Below are 20,909 nucleotides of genomic sequence, written 5' to 3'. Positions count from 1 at the left end.
ATAGTAAATTGATATAATATAACTGTCCAACTTTATCCAGGACAAGGACTACACTATATATTAATGAAAAGACTTGCTATATGAAACATAATTATGCTAAAGTTAGAATAGCTATTTGTCGTTATAGGGGAGGTTTTGCTTTAATGGAAGCTTTAGTACATGTTCTATTAGTAATTGATGCAATTGTTATGATTGTATTTGTGCTATTACAATCAGGTAAAAGTGAAGGGCTTTCCGGAGCGATATCCGGTGGTGCTGAGCAATTATTCGGTAAGCAGAAAGCAAGAGGATTGGATTTATTCTTGCACCGTGGCACAATTGTTACTGGTGCATTGTTCTTTATTCTCGCTTTCTTAAGTGCATATATTCTACAATAAATACCAACCCTTATCACAAAAGTGTTAAGGGTTTTTCATTTTCTATAAAAGATATCTATCTTAAAAACTTGCTAGTTTTAAAATCATATTGATATGATGTTTGAGATTAAGTATATTGCTTAAGAAAATTGACCTTTAATTTTATTTAAAAAGGGTAGAATAGAAACAGGGAATGTTAAAGGAGTTGGAGAAAGAAATGAAAGTAAAAGCACCACAACCATTTACGTTTGAAGCAGGTCCTCGGGCCGTATTATTACTACACGGGTTCACTGGTCATTCTGCTGATGTGCGAATGCTTGGTCGATTTTTAGAAAAAAAAGGGTATACCAGTTATGCTCCGATATACCGTGGTCATGGGCTCCCTCCGGAAAATCTGATTGAGGCAACACCCGAGGAATGGTGGGAGGATGTCCAAGCAGGGTTTAATCATTTAAAAGAACTAGGTTATAAAGAAATTGCCGTCGCTGGCTTATCACTTGGTGGGGTATTAGGTCTTAAGCTTTCATATTCCACGCAGACGAAAGCTGTAATTACGATGTGTTCACCAATGTTTTTTGACAATGAAACACAATTAACAAAAGGTTTTCAAGCATTTGCTAAGGAATATAAAGAATTAAATGGCAAAGAGGAAAAAGAAATAAAAAGAGAAGTTGATCTTCTTATGGACAATTCAGAGGAAATGTTTCAACAATTGGGTTCCTTTATAACTGAAGTTAAAAAAAATGTAGATACAGTGTATACACCAGCGATGATTATCCAAGCCCAAAAGGATGAGATGATTAATACAGATAGCGCTAACTATATTTATGATCATATTGAATCTGAACATAAAACGATTAAATGGTATGAAGACTCTGGTCATGTTATAACAATGGGGAAAGAAAAAGAGCAAGTTTTTGAAGATATCTATCAATTTTTAGAAACTCTTGACTGGAAGGAATAATTGATTTTTATTTTGGGTACACACTATATAGAAAGAAGGTGAACGAAATGTTAGAAAAAATTCGTGATTATTTTAAAGAAAATGGAACAAAACCGTTAGCAGTAGATGAGTTAGAAGAAGTATTGAATATTGAGGATGCCGTGGAATTTAAGGAACTTATTAAGGCTCTGAATGAATTGGAAGAGAATGGTGAGCTTGTACGCACAAGAAAAAACCGCTTTGGTTTACCAGAAAAAATGAATCTTATTAGGGGAAAAATTCAAATGCATGCAAAAGGGTTTGCATTTTTAATCCCAGATGACCCGGACCAGACCGATGTATACATCCATCATTCTGATTTAGCCTCAGCAATGAACAATGATAAAGTATTAGTTCGTCTTGAAAAGAAGGATCAAGACGGCAACCGGCCCGAGGGGACGGTCATCCGTATTCTGGAACGCGCTACATTGCAAGTCGTCGGAACATTTGAAGATAACCGTGCTTTTGGCTTTGTTATTGCAGATGATAAGCGAATTCCTAATGATATTTTCATACCAAAAAATATGACTAATGGAGCTATCAGTGGTCATAAAGTTATCGCCCGCATTACAAAATATCCTGAAGGGCGAATGAGTGCAGAGGGAGAAATTATTCATATTCTTGGTCACAAAAACGACCCCGGTATTGATATAATCTCTATTATCCATAAAAACGGAATTCAAGTCGATTTCCCGGATGAAGTACTTGAACAGGCAGCAAATACTCCTGAAGAAATCTCAGAGAATGAAATTAAAGAACGCAGAGACTTGCGGGACGAAGTAATTGTAACCATCGATGGAGCAGACGCAAAAGATTTGGATGATGCTGTATCTGTGAAAAAGTTAGATAACGGTAATTACAAACTTGGAGTTTACATTGCTGATGTTACTTATTATGTAGAAGAAGATAGTCCTATAGACAAAGAAGCATTTGAGAGAGGGACAAGTGTTTATCTTGTAGATCGGGTTATACCAATGATACCTCACCGTTTGTCCAATGGCATTTGCTCGTTAAATCCACAAGTTGATCGATTGACTTTAGGCTGTGAAATGGAAATAACTTCTTCAGGTGAGGTCGTTAATCATGAGATTTTCCAAAGTGTCATAAAAACTAATGCAAGAATGACATATAAGGATGTTAATAAAATTCTCGTGGACAAAGATGAAGAAACGCGGGAAAAATATAAAGATCTTGTTCCTTTCTTTGAATTGATGGAAGAGCTTGCAACTATTCTTAATAATAAACGGATGGGAAGAGGGGCCATCGACTTTGATTTTAAGGAAGCGAAAGTACTTGTTGATGAAAAAGGTAAGCCGGAAGATGTAGTCTTACGTGAAAGATCTGTTGGTGAACGACTGATTGAAGAATTTATGTTAGCGGCAAATGAAACAGTTGCTGAACATTTTCATTGGATGGACGTACCGTTTATACATCGCATTCATGAGGACCCCGATGCTGGTAAATTGCAGACCTTCTTTGAGTTCCTTGCAGGTCTCGGATATATCGTGAAGGGCACGGGGAATGAAATTCACCCACAGGCATTGCAAAAGGTAATCGAAGAAGCAAAAGGTAAACCAGAGGAAATGATTATTTCCAAATTAATGCTGCGTTCTATGAAGCAAGCTAAATATGATGCTCAAAGCATTGGCCATTTTGGATTAGCAACAGAGTTTTATACTCATTTTACCTCTCCAATTAGAAGGTATCCAGATTTAATTGTCCATCGCTTAATCAGGACCTATCTTATTAATAAAAAAATGGATAAGAAAACTATTGCAAAATGGAAAGAGGCAATGCCCGAGATCGCTAGACATACATCGGAGAGAGAGCGTACAGCAGTGGATGCTGAGCGGGAAACGGACGACCTGAAAAAAGCAGAGTTTATGCAGGATAAAATTGGTGAAGAATATGTTGGTGTGATTAGTTCAGTGACAAACTTTGGTTTATTTGTAGAGCTTGAAAACACGATAGAAGGGCTTATCCATGTCAGCTATTTGACTGATGACTATTACCACTACGATGAAAGACGTCACGCGATGATAGGTGAAAGAACAGCAAAGGTTTATCGTATAGGTGATGAGGTTAAGGTAAAGGTTGCTGCAGTTAATACGGATGAACGCACAATAGATTTTGAATTGGTTCAAGCCGAAAAACCAAAAAAGAAGAAGAAAATAAAAGCTAGAAAAAAATAATTAAGTCCTTTTAAAAAGGTGTTGCACTGTAGCTAACAGTGCACACCTTTTTTTGTTTCTATTAGCCACAAGCCACTATCACCTATCCTTTTAGTTTTTAATTATATTCTAACCATTGGTATTACAAATTCAGTGTTCATGGCTCTTCAGCTACGTAATTTCTTAATGAATTTTAATATATTGTCATCATTTATTATCAGCTGCATATAATTTCATTATATTAAAAGTTGCATTAGGGAAAATTAATTGTTGACAGTGAATTGTTTGTCTATTACACTACTTAGTAGAAGTAGGCTAATTAATTGAACTTGAACAAAAAACAATTGAATAATTGATATAAAGAGAGGAAGGGTCCATGTGGTTGCATCAATATCTGTAGACCAATTGCATGTTTCTTATTATGGCAAAGAAGCAGTACACGATGTTTCATTTTCCATCATGCCAGGTAGTCTAGTTGGCATAATTGGTCCTAACGGAGCTGGGAAATCTACACTGTTAAAGGCAGTTCTAGGATTAATACCTTCAGACGAGGGCATTGTGAAAGTACAAGGGGGAGAGGTGAAGCTAGCTAGAAAAAAACTGGCTTATGTTCCTCAGAGATCGAATATTGATTGGGATTTTCCTATTTCGGTAATAGATACTGTCTTGATCGGTACCTATCCCAAACTAAAGATATTTAAAAGACCGAAAAAAGAAGATAAGAAATTGGCTATGGAGTGTTTGGAGAAGGTAGGCATGGCTGAATTTAAAAATCGTCAAATCGGAGAATTGTCTGGCGGACAGCAACAACGGGTTTTCCTTGCAAGAGCACTTGCGCAACAAGCAGAAATATTTTTTCTGGATGAACCTTTTGTGGGGATTGATATCAGTAGTGAAGAAACAATTATTAAAGTCTTGAAAGAGCTTAGAGATCAAGGGAAAACCATTCTTGTTGTGCACCATGATCTAAGTAAAGCAAATGATTACTTCCAACAATTGATACTTCTAAATCAAGAGCTTATAAAATTCGGGAATGTAGATGAAGTGATGACCCCGGAAACAATTTCACGTGCTTATCAAGGTCAGCTTTCATTTCTTAAAGAGCTGGTGGTGACGTCATGAATTTTCTTGAAGCAGTTTTGCACTACGAGTTTTTGCAGAAGGCTTTATTAACTTCTGTAATGGTTGGAATTATTTGCGGAGTAATTGGTTGCTTTATAATTTTAAGAGGAATGGCGCTCATGGGTGATGCTATTTCTCACGCTGTTTTACCAGGGGTAGCGTTATCCTATTTTCTCGGAATAAACTTTTTCTTCGGAGCGGTGTTTACAGGAGTAGTAACAGCAATAGGTATAGGTTACATTAGTCAAAATAGCAGAATTAAAAATGATTCTTCTATTGGTATTATGTTTACATCTGCTTTCGCGTTAGGAATTGTTCTAATTACTTTAATGAAAAGTAGTACAGATTTGTATCATATTTTATTTGGTAATGTACTTGCTGTAAGGCCTTCAGATATGTGGATGACATTAATAATTGGGATCATAGTTTTAGCAAGTGTATATTTATTTTATAAGGAATTACTTGTTACTTCTTTTGACGAAACGATGGCACAAGCGTATGGTTTACCAACAAAGCTGATCCATTATTTTTTGATGACTTTATTAACAATGGTTACCGTTGCATCTCTTCAGACTGTGGGAATAGTGTTGGTAGTTGCTATGTTAATTACTCCAGCTGCCACAGCATATCTACTGACTAATAGATTGTCGATGATGCTATTTCTTTCATCCGGGTTTGGAATTATTTCTGCTGTTCTAGGACTTTACATTAGTTATAGAGCTAATTTGGCTTCGGGAGCAACCATAGTATTAGTTGCAACAGGATTATTTATCATAACTTTAATTTTTTCACCACGACACGGTGTATTACGTAAAATTATAAGCTCGCGTAAAAAAAGAGCATCTTATTCATAACAAAGGAAAAAATATACGGAGGTTTGAACGTATGAAAAAGAATTTACTAGTTTTATTTTTGACTGCAATTTTTTTAATTGCAGGTTGTTCATCAGGAGGAGATAATGCATCGAAAGACGTTAAAGCTAAGGATGATGGAAAGTTACAGATTGTAGCAACATACTCGGTAATTTATGATATTGTGAAAAATGTTACTGGTGATCTTGCAGACGTGCACAGTCTGGTGCCAATAGGAACAGACCCACATGCTTATGAACCATTACCGGAGGATGTACAGTTAACTTCAGATGCTGATATGATTTTTTACAATGGGTTTAACTTGGAATCAGGTAACTCTTGGTTTGCAAACATGATCGAAACTGCAGGCAAATCAGATGATGATGCCCCAGTATACCGACTGACAGAAGGAGTAGAACCTCAATTATTACGTTCAGGAGCACATCAGGGAGAAGAAGATCCCCATGCCTGGCTTGCTGTGGAAAATGGGATTAAATATACAGAGAACGTTAAAAAGGCATTAGTTGAGGTAGATCCAGATAATAAAGAAACGTACGAAAAAAACGCAGAAGAATACATTGAAAAATTAGAAGCATTGGATAAAGAAATCGAAACAAAAGCTGCTGAAATACCAAAAGAAAAACGTGTACTTGTAACGAGTGAAGGTGCTTTTAAATATTTCTCGGCAGCCTATGATTTCGAAGCCGCATATATTTGGGAAATCAATGCGGAAAACGAAGGAACACCGGATCAAATAAAAAATGTTGTTGATATTATAAGAGAAAGGGATATACCAGGTTTATTTGTAGAAACAAGTATCGATCCTCGTAGTATGGAAACAGTTTCTAATGAAACCGGAGCACCTATTATAGGAAAGATCTTTACCGATTCCCTTGGAAAAGAAGGGGAAGATGGAGACACGTATATTAAAATGATTGAATGGAATATGGATATGATTATTAGAGGTTTAACTGAATAATAGAATGACGCTGCAGGGTTACACCTGTAGCGTTTTCTATGTAGGGGAAACCATTGGATAAAAATCATTGTTTTTGTTAAAATAGCTTTACGCAAGCAGTAGGAGGAAGTTTTTATGCCAAAGGGAAAAGGAGACGCTCTAGCAGTAAACAGAAAAGCGTCACATGACTACTTTATAGAAGAAACATATGAAGCGGGTATTGTACTGCAAGGAACAGAAATTAAATCGATCCGCGCTGGCAGAGTAAATATTAAAGATGCGCACGCTCGCATTGATCGAGGTGAAGCAAAACTAATCAACTTGCATATTGCAGAATATGAGCAAGGCAACCGTTTTAACCATGATCCAACCAGAACCCGTAAGTTACTTCTGCATCGTAAAGAGATAGACAAGTTAATTGGACTTACACAGCAGCAGGGATATGCATTGGTTCCATTGAAGATTTATATTAAAAATGGATTTGCTAAAGTTTTAATTGGACTAGGAAAAGGGAAAAAGAAATACGATAAACGGGAAGATTTAAAACGTAAGCAAATGAAACGGGATGTTGACCGTGCGATCAAAGATCATATGAGGTAAGATGCAGAACAATGAGTGTGGGTTGATTTTAATGAGTAATATGTTATAATAAATGACGTAGTAAGTTAATAAAATTAAATAATGCTCGATATATTACCCGAGCGTTTCTCCTATTTATGGGGACGTTACGGATTCGACAGGGATAGATCGAGCTCAGGTTGCGCGTCGAGGTTACGACTCGTAAAACGTTATTCGCCTAAATATAACTGGCAAAGAAAACAATTACTCTTTAGCAGCAGCGTAAGCTCTGCTAAAGGATCCTTCCTGCTATTGCCCGTGTAGCAGATAGAAGGGTCTCAAATGAAGCGGGCTATACGATCATCCACCGTCTGAGGATGGTCGTTGAATTAAATCAGACTAGCTTTCTCACAGCCTGTTGGTAGGCCTAGAGATAAGCGAATGATAATATACCAACTATGCGTGTAGAAGCCTGAGTGACGATATCTCTGGACGTGGGTTCGATTAATTTTTAGTCGCCTTTTGTGGTAACACAGAAGTGAAAATTTGGCTTTATCGGTGAAACCTAAGTTGCTTTTAATGAGTAATATGGCAATACCGAGCGGTATGTGGAGTAATCCAACAGCCGTGTATCGACTTATAGGCTGCCTGTTTTCTGGGTAGTACTAGGATATGGGATTTTACTAAATGTAAAAACTACATCTCATATAATACGCCAAAGGACCTGGATAAGGTTCAAGATATAGTCAGTGCCATATCGAAAGTATGGAAGAGCATGTCCCACCGTCTCCACCAATACATATAATTGGTGGTTTTTTTGTGTTTTGTGACGTAAAGCATATAATTTCCGTTTGGAAGCTTTATGCTTTATTTTTTTTTAGGAAATTTTATGCTTGATTCTTCAACTTTCATAGCTAATATATATTACGAATTCATCATTTATATCGACAATTAATTTTCAAAGTGAAATTGTAAATAACTTTGCACTTATTATTGTGGTTCAATTCATTATGGACACGAAAAATATTTATTGGTAATTTTCAATGTTGTGATCCTTGTGCATCGGTATAATTAAACCATCTGGCGCTGTTCGCAAACATTAATGTTGGAAACTCTCTAATTAATAAATGGTGAGAAGTGATCTATTTATTTAGTCTTCATAGAAGGAATCGGTATCGTATCTGTTACGATTTCCGATTCCTTTTGTGTCCTCACCTAAATGCCTTTTCCTTTAGTGAAAAGTCGGTATCCACTGTTACTGTGGCTTTGAAATAAAGTTTGATAATTTATAAAAGGGTTTGATACAATTACATTGATCTATCCGATTGGAACAATCTAACAAACGGCCTGATTGTTAAATAAAATAAGGAGGATTATCCTAGATTATATAGGATAGTCTTTATTTTTACTTTTTTTCCTTGTGAAAAGTAAAGCTTGCGAAACTATGGCAAGTACAGGTAATTCAATTAACGGCCCAATAACTAAAGCCAAAGCAATAAGAGGTTGATCAGGGAATGCTGTCACAGCTATAGCCAAAGACACTGGTGAATTCCTAGCAATAATTGTCATATTTAAGCTAACTGTATCTTCATAGGAAAACTTTAAAAACCTTCCAACAAAGCGTCCTACTACATAGTTAATAACAAAGAATGATAAAACTGGAATAATTAAAATGTAAATGACTTCTAGGTTTTCAAGTAAGTAAGAACCTTGGGAAGCAAACATTGCCATAATAGCTAATGATAAAAAGAAAATTTGGGCATTGCCGAAAAAAAGAATAATCTTGTTGTTTAAATTAGATTTTTTTCTTAATAAGAATCGTGTAAGATGAGCAAGTATAAATGGAATAACTAATACAATTACTATACTTTCTATAAGCGTGGACATGGGTATCGATTCAATAGTTCCAGCAAATATTAACAAATATACTGGCAAAAGTACGACTTGCAAAATTAAATTAATCGGCAAAACAGATGTTGAAAGGGACACATTTCCTTTTGCTATACCAGTAAACGCTAGATACCAATCTGTACAAGGTGTCACCATAAGCATGATAAAACCAATCCATAAAGCAGGATAATCATATAAGAAAACGGAACCTAAACCCCAAGCTATTGTTGGTGTCCAGATAAAATTAATGATCGTGCTGGACCCTAGAAATTTAATATTTGAAAAAGCCCTATTTAATTGTTGTAATGGAATAGTTAAAAACAATCCGTATAGCATTAACAATAGAAAGGGTGTAATGAGATTTTCCGCATATTGTTCAATTACGTTTACCTGTCCTAATATGAGACCTAAACCAACAGCAAATAATATAATAAAGGTTTGTAGTTTATCTAATATCCCCATAAAAATTCAATCCTTCTTAAAACTATATAATCCAATTACTAGTAAGTATAGTATAATTACATTTCTATTGCATTCTTTCCATTCCACAATCGGCGCGATTGTGGAAGATTAGCAGTGAAAAATGATCACACTTTTTTATAAAAGTTGTATAACATCTCACAAAGAGATAACCAGTTTTGATCAATCTTTTTTTCAAAACTGGTTCTTTGAATTACCATAAAAAGTGAGTTTGGGATATTTTTAATCAAACTTTATTTAAGAGCCACAGTTATAAGAGTTGGCTTCCATGTTAAAAAGTTCTTATCTACTGCTAAATAGTTGTACATTGGAGGTAAGAGTATAGAGAAAACAGAGGGCATTATTCAATACGAATTCAATAGCTTTTTAATCATAGATCAAACGCTTATTTTAAATAAATTTCAATATTAAATTCAGGCTGATTCCAATATTGATTCAGTTTGGTATTATAATAAGTTGAATTTACGATTTAAAGTATTCTTTACTCAATGTACTTGCATGATTGACAATCATTGGTATCATCCTTTTCTATGAGTAATTAAAGCAAAAAGGCCTCTAAACGAAGCCCTTTTGCAATAATTGCGAGTTTTGACCTTCCTTATTAAGCCTCTTTCCGTTGCTTATTAGTGTTCTCCTTTGAGGATCCGCAACAGCTGTTGTTTTCAGTCGGTTTGACTTCTTCAATTTCAACGCTGCAGCAAGCTTGATTGGGTTTAGAGAACAACTTTTTAAGACCAGACTTTTTTTCTGCCATGAATATCACCTCCTTAAAAGGATAATTTGATGATGCAAGCGCAACAACTATTTTCTCTTTAAACCTAAAGAATTAAATTAACAATAAGACCTGTACTTATAGCCACAATTAAAATAGCTGAAATAAATGCAACTAAAAATTTCTTCTTAAATAGTTTAGACAACATAACTACTTCTGGAATACTTGCACCTGCACCACCAATAACTAAAGCAATTACAGTACCCATTGACATACCTTTTGAAACAAGTGCTTCTGCAATAGGTAACATTGTTTCAGGTCTAATATACATTGGAATACCAATGACCGAAGCAATCATTACAGAGAAAATGCCGTCACCACTTGCATATTTTGTAATAAACTCTGCCGGAACAAATCCATAAATAAATGCACCAATAAAGACCCCTATGAATAAGTAAGGAAGCATTGGATAAAGAAATGCCCATGCATCATTTAAAGCTTGCTTAACTCTGGACCCTTGTTTATTACTGAAAAAGCCATCACCTTTAACAGTTACACCTTTATACGTCCCTACTAAATTAAGTTTCGAGAATACAAACCCTACTAAAATACTAAAAACACCTAGCACGATAAAATATAATAGTGCAATTTTCCAACCTAAAAGTACCCAAAGCATGAAAATAATAAGCGGATTCATTAATGGTGAAGCAATTAAAAAACTCATTGAAGGTCCAAATGGTACTTTGGCATTTAATAATCCTGCTAGCACAGGTATTGTTGAACAGGAGCAAAATGGTGTAATTGCACCAAATAATGTACCAAGTAAATAATTAACAGCTTTGTTTGGACGACTTAAAAATTTTTTAATTTTTACCTCTGATACTACTTGTTGAATTAAACTCACAATAAAACTCACTACAATAAATAAGGCAAGCAATTCAAAAAATAGCATGAAAAAGGTTTTTATAAATTCTAAAATTGAATCTGTCATAAGTATAACTCCTTCACCTTTAAATCAACTTTTTTTGATATATAAATCAAAAAAAGTTTATTTATATAATAAATAACTAAGATACCTGTTAGAAAATTTTACAACAAGTATCTTCAGATAAGACAACCTGTATTTGTTCTTCATTAATTTTATAATAGTTCCATGTACCATGTTTTTCGGGTATAAGTATATTGGCTTTTACTAATTTCTTTAAGTGATAAGATAGTTTTGATTGCTTTAACTCTAATTTTTCTTCTAAATCACAGACACACAAAGATTTATTTGGACTTTTACTAATTTCATTTATAATTTTTAATCTTATTTTATCAGCTAAAGCATTAAACATATTTTCATAAAAATCAAGTGCCTCATCTTCGCCTAATTCATTTACTTTTTTAATTAATTCCATTATTTCACCTCCAACTAATACATCAATTTTTTTTGATTTATCAACAGTATATTATCCATAAAATTAAATTGCAACCTTTTTAATCAAATTTATTTGCTGAATTCCCCATAACTCCCTTTTAACACGATGTTCCGCATGAGAGTTGTTCGAAAAGGACTATAAAATTGGCTTTGTTTTCAACACTAGGATTTTAGAAAAGCCTGCTGGATTACAGGAACGGTGGGGAAAAGTTAGAAAACGCATCAAATTAAATATGAAGTTAAAAATCCAATAATTAATACATGCATATAAGGATTCTAACCTAAAGAATAGTAGTAGTAGGGAATAAAATAAAATGATTTCTTAAAATTTCATGTTTCTGTAGGTTAATCCATTGAACATATAAGCAAATAGTTATATACTATTTTCATAATAAATAATAATAAGGAGGGATATAGATGCTGCAAAAATCTTTTGAAATAGACAAAGCTGCGAACATTTTAAAACTGCTTGGTGACAAGACACGTCTAACGATGATGAAATTAATGGATAATCACGCTTGTTGTGTATGTGAATTTGTAGAAATATTTCAGTTCAGTCAGCCAGCTGTTAGTCAACACTTGCGTAAGCTTAAAGATTTAGGACTGGTAGTGGAAGAAAGGAAAGGACAATGGATTTTCTACTCGGTAAATAAAAATAATGAGTATTATTCATTCATCAAACCGATTCTGGATCAATTGCCAAGTCAAGAAGATAAACTAAAAGAGTTGGAAGAAAAGGGTACACGAATTACTTGTTGTTAATTGGAGGTAAAAACATTGTCATCAACGCTTATACTCGCAATACTCATATTTGTAGCAACCCTCGTCCTAGTCATTTGGCAACCAAAAGGTTTAAATATTGGTTGGTCTGCAATGGGAGGAGCAGTTATAGCTCTAATTGTAGGAGTCGTAGGGTTTAGTGATGTAATCGAAGTAACACAAATCGTTTGGAACGCCACATTGGCATTCGTAGCAATCATTCTTATTTCTTTAATTTTGGATGAAATTGGATTTTTCGAATGGGCTGCCTTACATATGGCCCGTTTTGCAAAGGGTAATGGAATAAAAATGTTTGTCTATATCAGTATATTAGGTGCGATTGTTGCTGCCTTGTTTGCGAATGATGGTGCAGCGTTAATTCTTACACCAATCGTACTTGCTATGGTACGTAATTTAAATTTTAAAGAAAAAATGATTTTTCCGTTTATTATGGCAAGTGGGTTTATCGCTGATACAACATCATTGCCATTCATTGTAAGTAACTTAGTAAATATTGTGTCTGCAGACTTCTTTGGTATCGGATTTGTTGAATATGCTTCACGAATGATTATTCCAAATTTATTTTCATTAGTTGCAACCATTTCCGTGTTACTGATTTATTTTAGAAAAAGTATTCCAAGGTCGTATGATGTTTCTAAATTAACCGAACCTAGAAATGCTATTAAAGATCATAAAATGTTTCGTCTATCTTGGTATGTCCTTGGCTTATTAGTAATTGGATACTTTACCAGCGAATTTATCAATATACCTGTTTCCGTTATTGCAGGAACCATTGCTATCTTCTTCATAATTATGGGTAGACAAAGTTCTGCAGTAAATACAAAAAAAGCTATTAAGGGTGCGCCGTGGGATATTGTGTTCTTTTCCATCGGAATGTATGTCGTAGTATATGGATTAGGAAATGCGGGACTCACCACTGCTCTAGCAAGTGTCATTCAAACGGTTGCCGAAGAAGGCTTATTTATTGCTACTGTTGGAATGGGGTTCATTGCTGCTTTTCTATCATCCATTATGAATAATATGCCAACAGTAATGATTGACGCCCTAGCAATTGCGGAAACAAATACTACTGGCGTATTAAGAGAAGCACTTGTTTATGCAAACGTTGTTGGATCAGACTTAGGTCCAAAAATCACACCAATTGGTTCTTTGGCAACATTAGTATGGCTTCATGTTCTTTCACAAAAAGGAATTAAGATTTCTTGGGGAACATATTTCAAGACGGGTATTATTTTAACAATACCAATCCTATTTATCACGTTACTAGGTCTATATTTAACATTAACTATATTTTGATAAAGGAGTATTTATATGGCTAAAAAAACTATTTATTTCTTATGCACAGGAAATTCATGTCGAAGTCAAATGGCAGAAGGCTGGGCAAAAAAGTATCTTGGAGATGAGTGGGAAGTAAGAAGTGCAGGTATTGAAGCACATGGACTAAACCCAAATGCTGTTAAAGCAATGAAGGAAGTTGGAATTGATATTTCTGACCAAAAATCGGAAACCATTGACAAAGAATTTTTAGACAACGCAACAATTGCAGTAACCTTATGTGGTGATGCAAAAGATCGTTGCCCAATGACGCCACCGCATGTAAAAAGAGAACATTGGGGCTTTGATGATCCAGCTAAAGCAGAAGGTACAGAAGAGGAAGTGTGGAAAGTATTTCAGCGTGTTCGTGATGAAATTGGTGAACGAATCAAACGTTTTGCTGAAACGGGAGAATATCAAGAAGTTAAGCCATGAGAATATCCTCAAGGCTTAACTATCTGTTAACATATAAGTATATAGTTATATACAAATAATTGGAGGGTATAACGTATGAAAAAAGTAGAAATCTTTGACCCAGCTATGTGCTGTTCAACAGGTGTTTGCGGACCAAGTGTTGACCCAAATTTAACAAGGGTAGCTTCAGCCGTTTATTCACTGGGACAGAAAGATGTAGACATTAAGCGATTTAATTTAGCTAATGAACCTGCTGCTTTTGCTGAAAATGAAACGGTTAATCAGGTTCTTCAAGAAAAAGGAGCAGATGCACTTCCGGTCACACTTTTAGATGGGGAAGTAGTTAAAGTGGGTGAATATCCAACCAATGAAGAATTTGCGGAATGGTTGGAAGTACGTGCAAAGGAATTGACTCAGAAACCTCGTGTACGTGTTTCCGTAAAACTCGACTAAAGGAGATCTTAAAATGTATACACTTTATAATCCGAAACAGCATGTTGAAACACCTTATCTATTTTTCACTGGCAAAGGTGGAGTTGGAAAAACATCTGTAGCATGTGCAACAGCAGTTGCACTTGCTGATCAAGGAAAAAAGGTTTTGCTTGTCAGCACGGATCCTGCTTCTAATTTGCAGGACGTATTTGAAATCGAGTTATCTCGTGAACCTGTTGAAATTCCAAGTGTGAAAAACTTATTTGCCAGTAATATTGATCCAGAAGAAGCTTCAAGAGCATATCGAGAAAAGACAGTTGGCCCATATAGAGATAAACTTCCTGAATCGGTAGTCAATCAGATGGAAGAACAGCTTTCTGGAGCGTGTACCGTAGAAATTGCTGCATTCGATGAATTCTCTCATTTATTAGCAGATGATGGGATATTTAGCGAATACGACCATGTTTTATTTGATACAGCTCCAACGGGCCATACGCTTCGTTTATTATCTCTGCCGACAGCATGGTCTGGTTATTTGGAGGAAGCAACACATGGGGCTTCTTGTTTGGGACCATTATCAGGCCTTGGTGATAAGAAGGCTATGTATCAAAAAGCAGTTGAATCCCTTTCTGATGGTGACAAAACAACACTAATTTTAGTTGCCAGACCAGAGGAATCCACCCTGATTGAAGCGAACCGTGCATCATTAGAACTTGGAGACATTGGCATCCAAAAACAAATGCTTATCATAAATGGGTTATTGCAGTCTTATGAAAAAAATGATGAGGTATCTACTGCTTTTTACGAAGGGCAGCATGAAGCATTGACGAAAACACCAGAGGAATCGAAAAAGATTCAAACCTTCTCATTACCTTTTGTATCGTATTCGTTAACTGGTATTGATCGCCTTCGTCAGATTGTGAGTGATGCTCCTTTAGTTAAATTCAAGGAGGACGATCAGGGTACTGAATTTGCACCACTTTCTGAACTAAAGGATGTAATTGATGATTTTTCATCTAAAAATACTCGTGTTATTTTTACAATGGGTAAAGGTGGAGTTGGAAAAACATCTGTTGCTGCAGCAATTGCAGTTGGATTGACGGAAAAAGGGCATAAAGTTCATTTAACAACAACTGACCCAGCAGCACATCTGGATTATATGTTCCAAAACGGTACTGTTAATGAGAATCTATCCATCAGCAGTATTAACCCAGAAGTAGAAGTGGAAGCCTACAAAAAAGAAGTAATCACTAATGCTGGTGAATTGAATGATGACGAACTTGCCTACTTACAGGAAGACCTTGAGTCTCCATGTACGGAAGAGATTGCGGTGTTCCGTGCTTTTGCCGATGTAGTAGAAAGGTCTGAACAAGAAATTGTTGTTATCGATACTGCACCAACCGGGCATACGTTGCTTTTACTTGATTCATCGGAGGCTTATCACAGGGAAATGAGCCGTTCTACTGGTGAAATTCCAGAAAGTGTGAAAAAGTTATTGCCAAGACTGCGTAACCCAGAAGAGACAGGGGTAGTCGTTGTTACATTGCCAGAAGCAACTCCTGTTTTTGAGGCAACACGCTTGCAGGATGACTTAAAGCGAGCAGAGATAACTCCAAAATGGTGGGTCATCAATCGAAGTTTATATGCAACAGGAACAACAGATAAAGTATTAAAAGCACGTGCAGCATCGGAAAGGCAATGGATTAAGAAAGTACAAGAAGAATTAGCTGATAATAGTGCGTTAATCCCTTGGATGAAGGAAGTAAAAATAGGCTATGACCAATTGAAGGAATTTGTTCAACTTTAAAAAATAAGGGGGAATTATAATGAATATCACAGAAAAGGCTAAAAATAAATTACAGGTTATTTTTCAAGAAAAGGGTGCAGAAGGTATTCGCTTTTATTCGATGGGAGCAGGATGTTGTGGACCGCAATTAGGAATTTCTTTAGATGCGCCTGAAGAAAACGATATTGTTGAAGAAATTGATGGAATTAAAGTGTCCATTGATAAAGATGTTAAAGATACAGTAGAAGGATTAACATTAGATGACGATGAAACACCAAACGGTTCGCAATTTGTGTTACTAGGAATGGATCAGTGCTGCTAAGAATAGACATCAAGATAAGATCTGGAGGATTATAAACATATGAAGATAATTATTATTGGTTCCGTTGCAGCTGGTACATCTGTTGCTGCAAAGGCACGCAGAAACGACGGAAACGCAGAAATTACGTTATATAATGCAGATTATGATATCTCCTATTCTATTTGTGGAATCCCCTACTTTTTAGGAGGGGAAGTAGACGAGTTAGAGACACTAACACCTAGAAGTGCTGCATGGTTTAAAAAACGTTACAACGTGGATATTCAAACACGTCATGAAGTGATAAAGATAGATCCAGATAAGAAAGTAATTACAGTTAAAAATCTAGATACAAGCGAGACGAAAGAAGACAGTTACGATACCTTGGTATTTGCAACTGGTGCGACTCCAATTACTCCACCAATTAAAGGGGTGGAGATGGAGCATGTCTTTCATGTCCGCAATATCCAAAACACAGCATCTATCAACTCGTTTATGGTTTCAAATAACCCGAAAAAGGTCACCATTATTGGTGCTGGCTTCATCAGTCTTGAAATGGCAGAACAATTGACTCATAAAGGATTAGAAGTAACGATTGTTCAGCGCAGTAATCAGATTATGCCACATTTGGATAAAGATATGGCTTTCCGTGTAGAGGAGCATATCCGAGATAACGGAGTAAACTTGTTATTAAACGAAGAAGCAACTGTGATTACGGAGAATACTGTGGAAACGAAAAGTGGCAATGTCATTGATTCCGATATGGTCATTTTAGCCACTGGTGTTAGACCAAATACGAAACTAGCAAGAGATTTAGGCGTGGAATTAGGCACATCTGGAACGATTAAAGTTAATACCAAGATGCAAACGAATCTACCTGATATTTATGCCGTTGGGGACGTAGCAGAAAGTTTTTCGGTTATAACTGGAAAACCTATATACCGTCCGTTAGGCTCTACAGCTAATAAAATGGGACGTATCGCTGGTGATGTTATTACTGGTGGAGATTTGGAACATCGGGGCATTTTAGGGACAGGAATTTTAAGAGTATTTGACTTAGCGGTAGGCTATACCGGGTTAAGTGAAAAAGAGGCTAAGGCAGAAGGTTTTGATCTTGAAGTATTACACAATATTAAACCAGCAAGAGCAGAATATCTGGGTGGTAAAGAATTAGTAATTAAGGCAATTGCCGATAGGAAAACAAGCCAAATTTTAGGTGTGCAAATCGTAGGTGAAGATGGTGTTGATAAGCGAATCGATGTATTTGTAACAGCCATTTCCTTTAAAGCAAAAGCAAAAGACTTGTTCCATCTAGATTTAGCATATGCACCACCATTTAGTACAACGAAAGATCCGGTAATGTATACAGGTATGGCTTTACAAAATGCGATTGATAAGAAAAATAAACTGATTACCCCACAAGAATTAACGGACCGAATCGAGAACGGTGAGCAAATACAAATTATCGATACAAGAGCAACGAAGCAGTATGAGGTATCGAAAGTGGATGGAGCAGTAAATATGCCACTAGCAAAGTTGCGTAAGGAAGCGAAGAATTTGGATCCTAATATCCCTACCGTAACGTACTGTAACAAAGGTGTAACTGGAAATGCTGCGCAAAATGTGTTAATAAATATGGGATTTAAGGATGTATTTAATCTTTCTGGTGGGAATAAGAATTATCAGAGTTTTAATAAAGGGAAACAATAAAATTTATAGAATGTAGATAAATATAATAAAGGGTCTTCAGAATATATAGTGGAATTACTATTTTAATGCCTTTAAAACAATTAATGTTTAAATTGGATTATTTGGTGGAATGTTAAGTTGTGAAAAAATTAAAATGGTCCGAACCAAGAGGGATATTCAAATTATTGTATAGAAGAATTTAAATGTTATCTTGTAACTAATGACTCATATTAATTGAACAAGAAATAGAAAAGTTTGATAATATATTTACTTGACCGTGTACTATGGTACACGGTTTATAATTTTTATGGGGTGAAATAAGGTGATTTATCGAATTAGTGAGTTCGCAAATAAATGTGGAGTTAACAAAGAAACTATTAGATATTACGAACGAAAAAATTTATTACAAGAGCCTTACCGAACGGAAGCTGGTTATCGGATGTATTCAGATGATGAAGTGAAGCGTGTTGGGTTTATTAAGCGAATACAGGAACTTGGTTTTTCTTTAAGTGAGATTTATAAATTACTTGGCGTTGTAGATAAAGATGAAGTTCGTTGTCAAGATATGTTCGAATTTGTTTCTAAAAAACAAGAGGAAGTTCAAAAGCAAATAGAGGATTTAAAACGTATTGAAACTATGTTAGATGACTTAAAACAACGATGTCCAGATGAAAAGCAATTACATTCGTGTCCAATAATAGAAACATTAACATGAGAGATTAACGAAGGGAGCTTTATTATGATTAAATTTAAGGTAAACATTCAAGGAATGACTTGTACGGGTTGTGAAAAACACGTGGCATCAGCACTTGGAAATATAGGTGCTAAAAATATTGAGTCTAGTTTTCGTCGTGGTGAAGTCGTATTTGAATTGCCCGATGATATTGAGGTTGAAAGTGCAAAAAAGGCGATTGATGAAGCAAATTATCAAACTGGAGAAATTGAGGAAGTATCATCTCAAGAAAACGTGGCTTTAAGTAATGAGGACAACTATGACCTTCTTATTATTGGTTCTGGCGCTGCTGCTTTTTCTTCGGCAATTAAAGCTATTGAATATGGTGCAAAAGTTGGAATGATTGAGTGTGGAACGGTTGGGGGAACCTGTGTGAATATTGGCTGTGTTCCATCAAAGACTCTTCTTAGGGCAGGGGAAATCAATCATTTATCAAAAGAAAATCCGTTTATAGGTTTACAAACATCTGCTGGAGAAGTGGATTTAGCTAGTTTAATCACGCAAAAGAATAAATTGGTGAGTGAACTTCGGAATCAAAAATATGTGGATTTAATTGATGAATATGGCTTTGATTTAATTGAAGGTGAAGCAAAATTCGTTGATGCTAGTACGATTGAGGTCAATGGGGCAAAGTTATCTGCAAAACGCTTTTTAATTGCAACAGGTGCATCTCCCTCGTTACCACGAATTTCAGGACTTAAAGAAGTGGACTATTTAACTAGTACAACTCTACTTGAATTAAAGAAAGTACCAAAACGGTTAACGGTGATTGGTTCAGGATACATTGGAATGGAGCTTGGACAACTATTTTATCATCTAGGTTCAGAAATAACACTAATCCAAAGAAGTGAGCGACTTTTAAAAGAATATGATCCTGAGATTTCAGAGACAGTTGAAAAAGCCTTGATTGAACAGGGAATAAAACTTGTCAAAGGGGCAACTTTTGAGCGTGTTGAACAAAGTGGAGAGATAAAAAAGGTTTACGTAACAGTGGATGGCAGTAAAAAAGTCATTGAATCAGATCAGTTACTTGTTGCTACTGGAAGAAAACCAAATACGGATTCTTTAAATTTAAGTGCTGCAGATGTTGAAATTGGAAAAAATAATGAAATCCTGATCAATGATTTTGGTCAAACAAGTAATCAAAAGATTTATGCAGCAGGAGATGTGACGTTAGGACCGCAATTTGTATATGTAGCAGGCTATGAAGGTGGAATTGCTACTGATAATGCTATCGGTGGGTTAAACAAAAATATAGATTTATCAATTGTTCCTGCTGTTACGTTTACGAATCCATCGGTTGCAACGGTTGGTTTAACAGAAGAACAAGCAAAAGGGAAAGGGTATGATGTGAAGACATCTGTATTACCCTTAGATGCTGTTCCAAGAGCAATTGTAAACCGTGAAACCACCGGTGTATTTAAACTAGTAGCAGATGCAAAAACATTGAAAGTATTAGGGGTCCATATTGTATCTGAGAATGCAGGAGATGTCATCTATGCAGCGACATTAGCTGTTAAATTTGGCTTAACGATAGAAGATTTAACAGAAACCCTATCACCATATTTAACAATGGCTGAAGGGCTAAAATTAGCTGCACTTACGTTCGATAAAGATGTATCGAAATTATCTTGTTGTGCAGGCTAAGGCAACCTTTTTACAACTTCTTATTCAAGTAAACCGGCTAATAATTACTAAAGGGTGCAGTAGTTAAGCAAAGTCTACAAAAGGATTCCATAAACTATTTTCCAATCACCTATTATATTAATGCTTTAAGGAATTTCTAAGAGCATTTGTGGTCACAAAAATAATTTAGTACTGTACGTCTTTAAGGCCATGTGGCATTCAAAGAACAAGAATATCAAATCGAGACTCCTAAATGGCTTGGAATAGATGAAATACACATTATCCTTAAACCTCGTCTTCTTGTACTGACTAATATCGAACGGAATCTTATAAAGAT

The 20,909-nt window shown here is 35.5% G+C and carries 20 protein-coding genes and 1 other RNA gene; 17 read left to right on the top strand and 4 right to left on the bottom strand.

Features of this window, described 5'->3' with window-relative positions:
* Positions 1-143: 143 nt before the first annotated feature.
* The 8 genes from secG to ssrA all read left to right on the top strand — a co-directional run bounded on the left by secG (position 144) and on the right by ssrA (position 7,505).
* Positions 144-377 (top strand): preprotein translocase subunit SecG, encoded by a 234-nt coding sequence (gene secG, locus BME96_RS13265; RefSeq protein WP_019377623.1) that lies wholly within the window; start codon positions 144-146, stop codon positions 375-377.
* A gap of 196 nt (positions 378-573) precedes the next feature.
* A complete protein-coding gene (locus BME96_RS13260; protein ID WP_071649289.1) occupies positions 574-1,320 on the top strand; it encodes an alpha/beta hydrolase in 747 nt (248 codons plus the stop codon).
* Between the two features lie 47 nt (positions 1,321-1,367).
* A complete protein-coding gene (gene rnr, locus BME96_RS13255; RefSeq protein ID WP_071649288.1) occupies positions 1,368-3,530 on the top strand; it encodes a ribonuclease R in 2,163 nt (720 codons plus the stop codon).
* 357 nt (positions 3,531-3,887) lie between these two features.
* The gene (locus BME96_RS13250) at positions 3,888-4,631 is read left to right on the top strand and encodes a metal ABC transporter ATP-binding protein (protein WP_071649287.1); all 744 of its coding nucleotides are present in this window, start codon (positions 3,888-3,890) and stop codon (positions 4,629-4,631) included.
* Positions 4,628-5,485, top strand: a complete 858-nt coding sequence (locus BME96_RS13245; RefSeq protein ID WP_071649286.1) for a metal ABC transporter permease — start codon at positions 4,628-4,630, stop codon at positions 5,483-5,485. Before BME96_RS13250 ends, BME96_RS13245 begins: the two co-directional genes overlap by 4 nt.
* Positions 5,486-5,516: 31 nt before the next feature.
* Positions 5,517-6,461, top strand: coding sequence for a metal ABC transporter substrate-binding protein (locus BME96_RS13240; protein ID WP_071649285.1), 945 nt, complete (start codon positions 5,517-5,519; stop codon positions 6,459-6,461).
* Positions 6,462-6,575: 114 nt separating this feature from the next.
* Positions 6,576-7,040, top strand: coding sequence for an SsrA-binding protein SmpB (gene smpB, locus BME96_RS13235; protein ID WP_019377617.1), 465 nt, complete (start codon positions 6,576-6,578; stop codon positions 7,038-7,040).
* 126 nt (positions 7,041-7,166) lie between these two features.
* Positions 7,167-7,505, top strand: a transfer-messenger RNA (tmRNA) gene (gene ssrA, locus BME96_RS13230).
* 876 nt (positions 7,506-8,381) lie between these two features.
* Here ssrA and BME96_RS13225 read toward each other — a convergent pair.
* From BME96_RS13225 to BME96_RS13215, 4 genes are all read right to left on the bottom strand, one after another.
* Positions 8,382-9,350: an arsenic resistance protein gene (locus tag BME96_RS13225; RefSeq protein WP_060678541.1), complete on the bottom strand. Its 969-nt coding sequence runs from the start codon at positions 9,348-9,350 to the stop codon at positions 8,382-8,384.
* Between the two features lie 619 nt (positions 9,351-9,969).
* The gene (locus BME96_RS19620) at positions 9,970-10,122 is read right to left on the bottom strand and encodes a hypothetical protein (protein ID WP_155555331.1); all 153 of its coding nucleotides are present in this window, start codon (positions 10,120-10,122) and stop codon (positions 9,970-9,972) included.
* Positions 10,123-10,186: 64 nt separating this feature from the next.
* Positions 10,187-11,071, bottom strand: coding sequence for a permease (locus BME96_RS13220; protein WP_071649284.1), 885 nt, complete (start codon positions 11,069-11,071; stop codon positions 10,187-10,189).
* Positions 11,072-11,159: 88 nt separating this feature from the next.
* Positions 11,160-11,480 carry an ArsR/SmtB family transcription factor gene (locus BME96_RS13215; protein WP_060681927.1) on the bottom strand — a complete coding sequence of 107 codons (321 nt, stop codon included), beginning with the start codon at positions 11,478-11,480 and terminating at the stop codon, positions 11,160-11,162.
* A 437-nt stretch (positions 11,481-11,917) separates the two neighbouring features.
* Between BME96_RS13215 and BME96_RS13210 the strand changes: the two genes are divergently transcribed.
* From BME96_RS13210 to merA, 9 genes are all read left to right on the top strand, one after another.
* Positions 11,918-12,262 carry an ArsR/SmtB family transcription factor gene (locus BME96_RS13210; RefSeq protein WP_060681928.1) on the top strand — a complete coding sequence of 115 codons (345 nt, stop codon included), beginning with the start codon at positions 11,918-11,920 and terminating at the stop codon, positions 12,260-12,262.
* A gap of 15 nt (positions 12,263-12,277) precedes the next feature.
* Positions 12,278-13,576, top strand: a complete 1,299-nt coding sequence (locus BME96_RS13205; protein ID WP_060681929.1) for an arsenic transporter — start codon at positions 12,278-12,280, stop codon at positions 13,574-13,576.
* Between the two features lie 15 nt (positions 13,577-13,591).
* Positions 13,592-14,029: an arsenate reductase (thioredoxin) gene (gene arsC / locus BME96_RS13200; RefSeq protein ID WP_060681930.1), complete on the top strand. Its 438-nt coding sequence runs from the start codon at positions 13,592-13,594 to the stop codon at positions 14,027-14,029.
* Positions 14,030-14,104: 75 nt separating this feature from the next.
* Positions 14,105-14,461, top strand: a complete 357-nt coding sequence (gene arsD / locus BME96_RS13195; protein WP_060681931.1) for an arsenite efflux transporter metallochaperone ArsD — start codon at positions 14,105-14,107, stop codon at positions 14,459-14,461.
* Positions 14,462-14,474: 13 nt separating this feature from the next.
* Positions 14,475-16,247 carry an arsenical pump-driving ATPase gene (gene arsA, locus BME96_RS13190; protein ID WP_060681932.1) on the top strand — a complete coding sequence of 591 codons (1,773 nt, stop codon included), beginning with the start codon at positions 14,475-14,477 and terminating at the stop codon, positions 16,245-16,247.
* A gap of 19 nt (positions 16,248-16,266) precedes the next feature.
* Positions 16,267-16,548, top strand: a complete 282-nt coding sequence (locus BME96_RS13185; protein ID WP_060681933.1) for a HesB/IscA family protein — start codon at positions 16,267-16,269, stop codon at positions 16,546-16,548.
* A gap of 39 nt (positions 16,549-16,587) precedes the next feature.
* Positions 16,588-18,234 carry an FAD-dependent oxidoreductase gene (locus BME96_RS13180; protein WP_071649283.1) on the top strand — a complete coding sequence of 549 codons (1,647 nt, stop codon included), beginning with the start codon at positions 16,588-16,590 and terminating at the stop codon, positions 18,232-18,234.
* A gap of 301 nt (positions 18,235-18,535) precedes the next feature.
* A complete protein-coding gene (gene merR / locus BME96_RS13175) occupies positions 18,536-18,928 on the top strand; it encodes a mercury resistance transcriptional regulator MerR (protein ID WP_060681934.1) in 393 nt (130 codons plus the stop codon).
* Between the two features lie 24 nt (positions 18,929-18,952).
* On the top strand, positions 18,953-20,593 hold the full coding sequence (gene merA / locus BME96_RS13170) for a mercury(II) reductase (protein WP_071649282.1): 1,641 nt from the start codon (positions 18,953-18,955) through the stop codon (positions 20,591-20,593).
* Positions 20,594-20,909: the final 316 nt, after the last annotated feature.

Source organism: Virgibacillus halodenitrificans (genome assembly GCF_001878675.1).
Lineage (GTDB): Bacteria > Bacillota > Bacilli > Bacillales > Amphibacillaceae > Virgibacillus_Q > Virgibacillus_Q halodenitrificans.
This window is presented reverse-complemented; position numbering and strand designations above follow the sequence as displayed.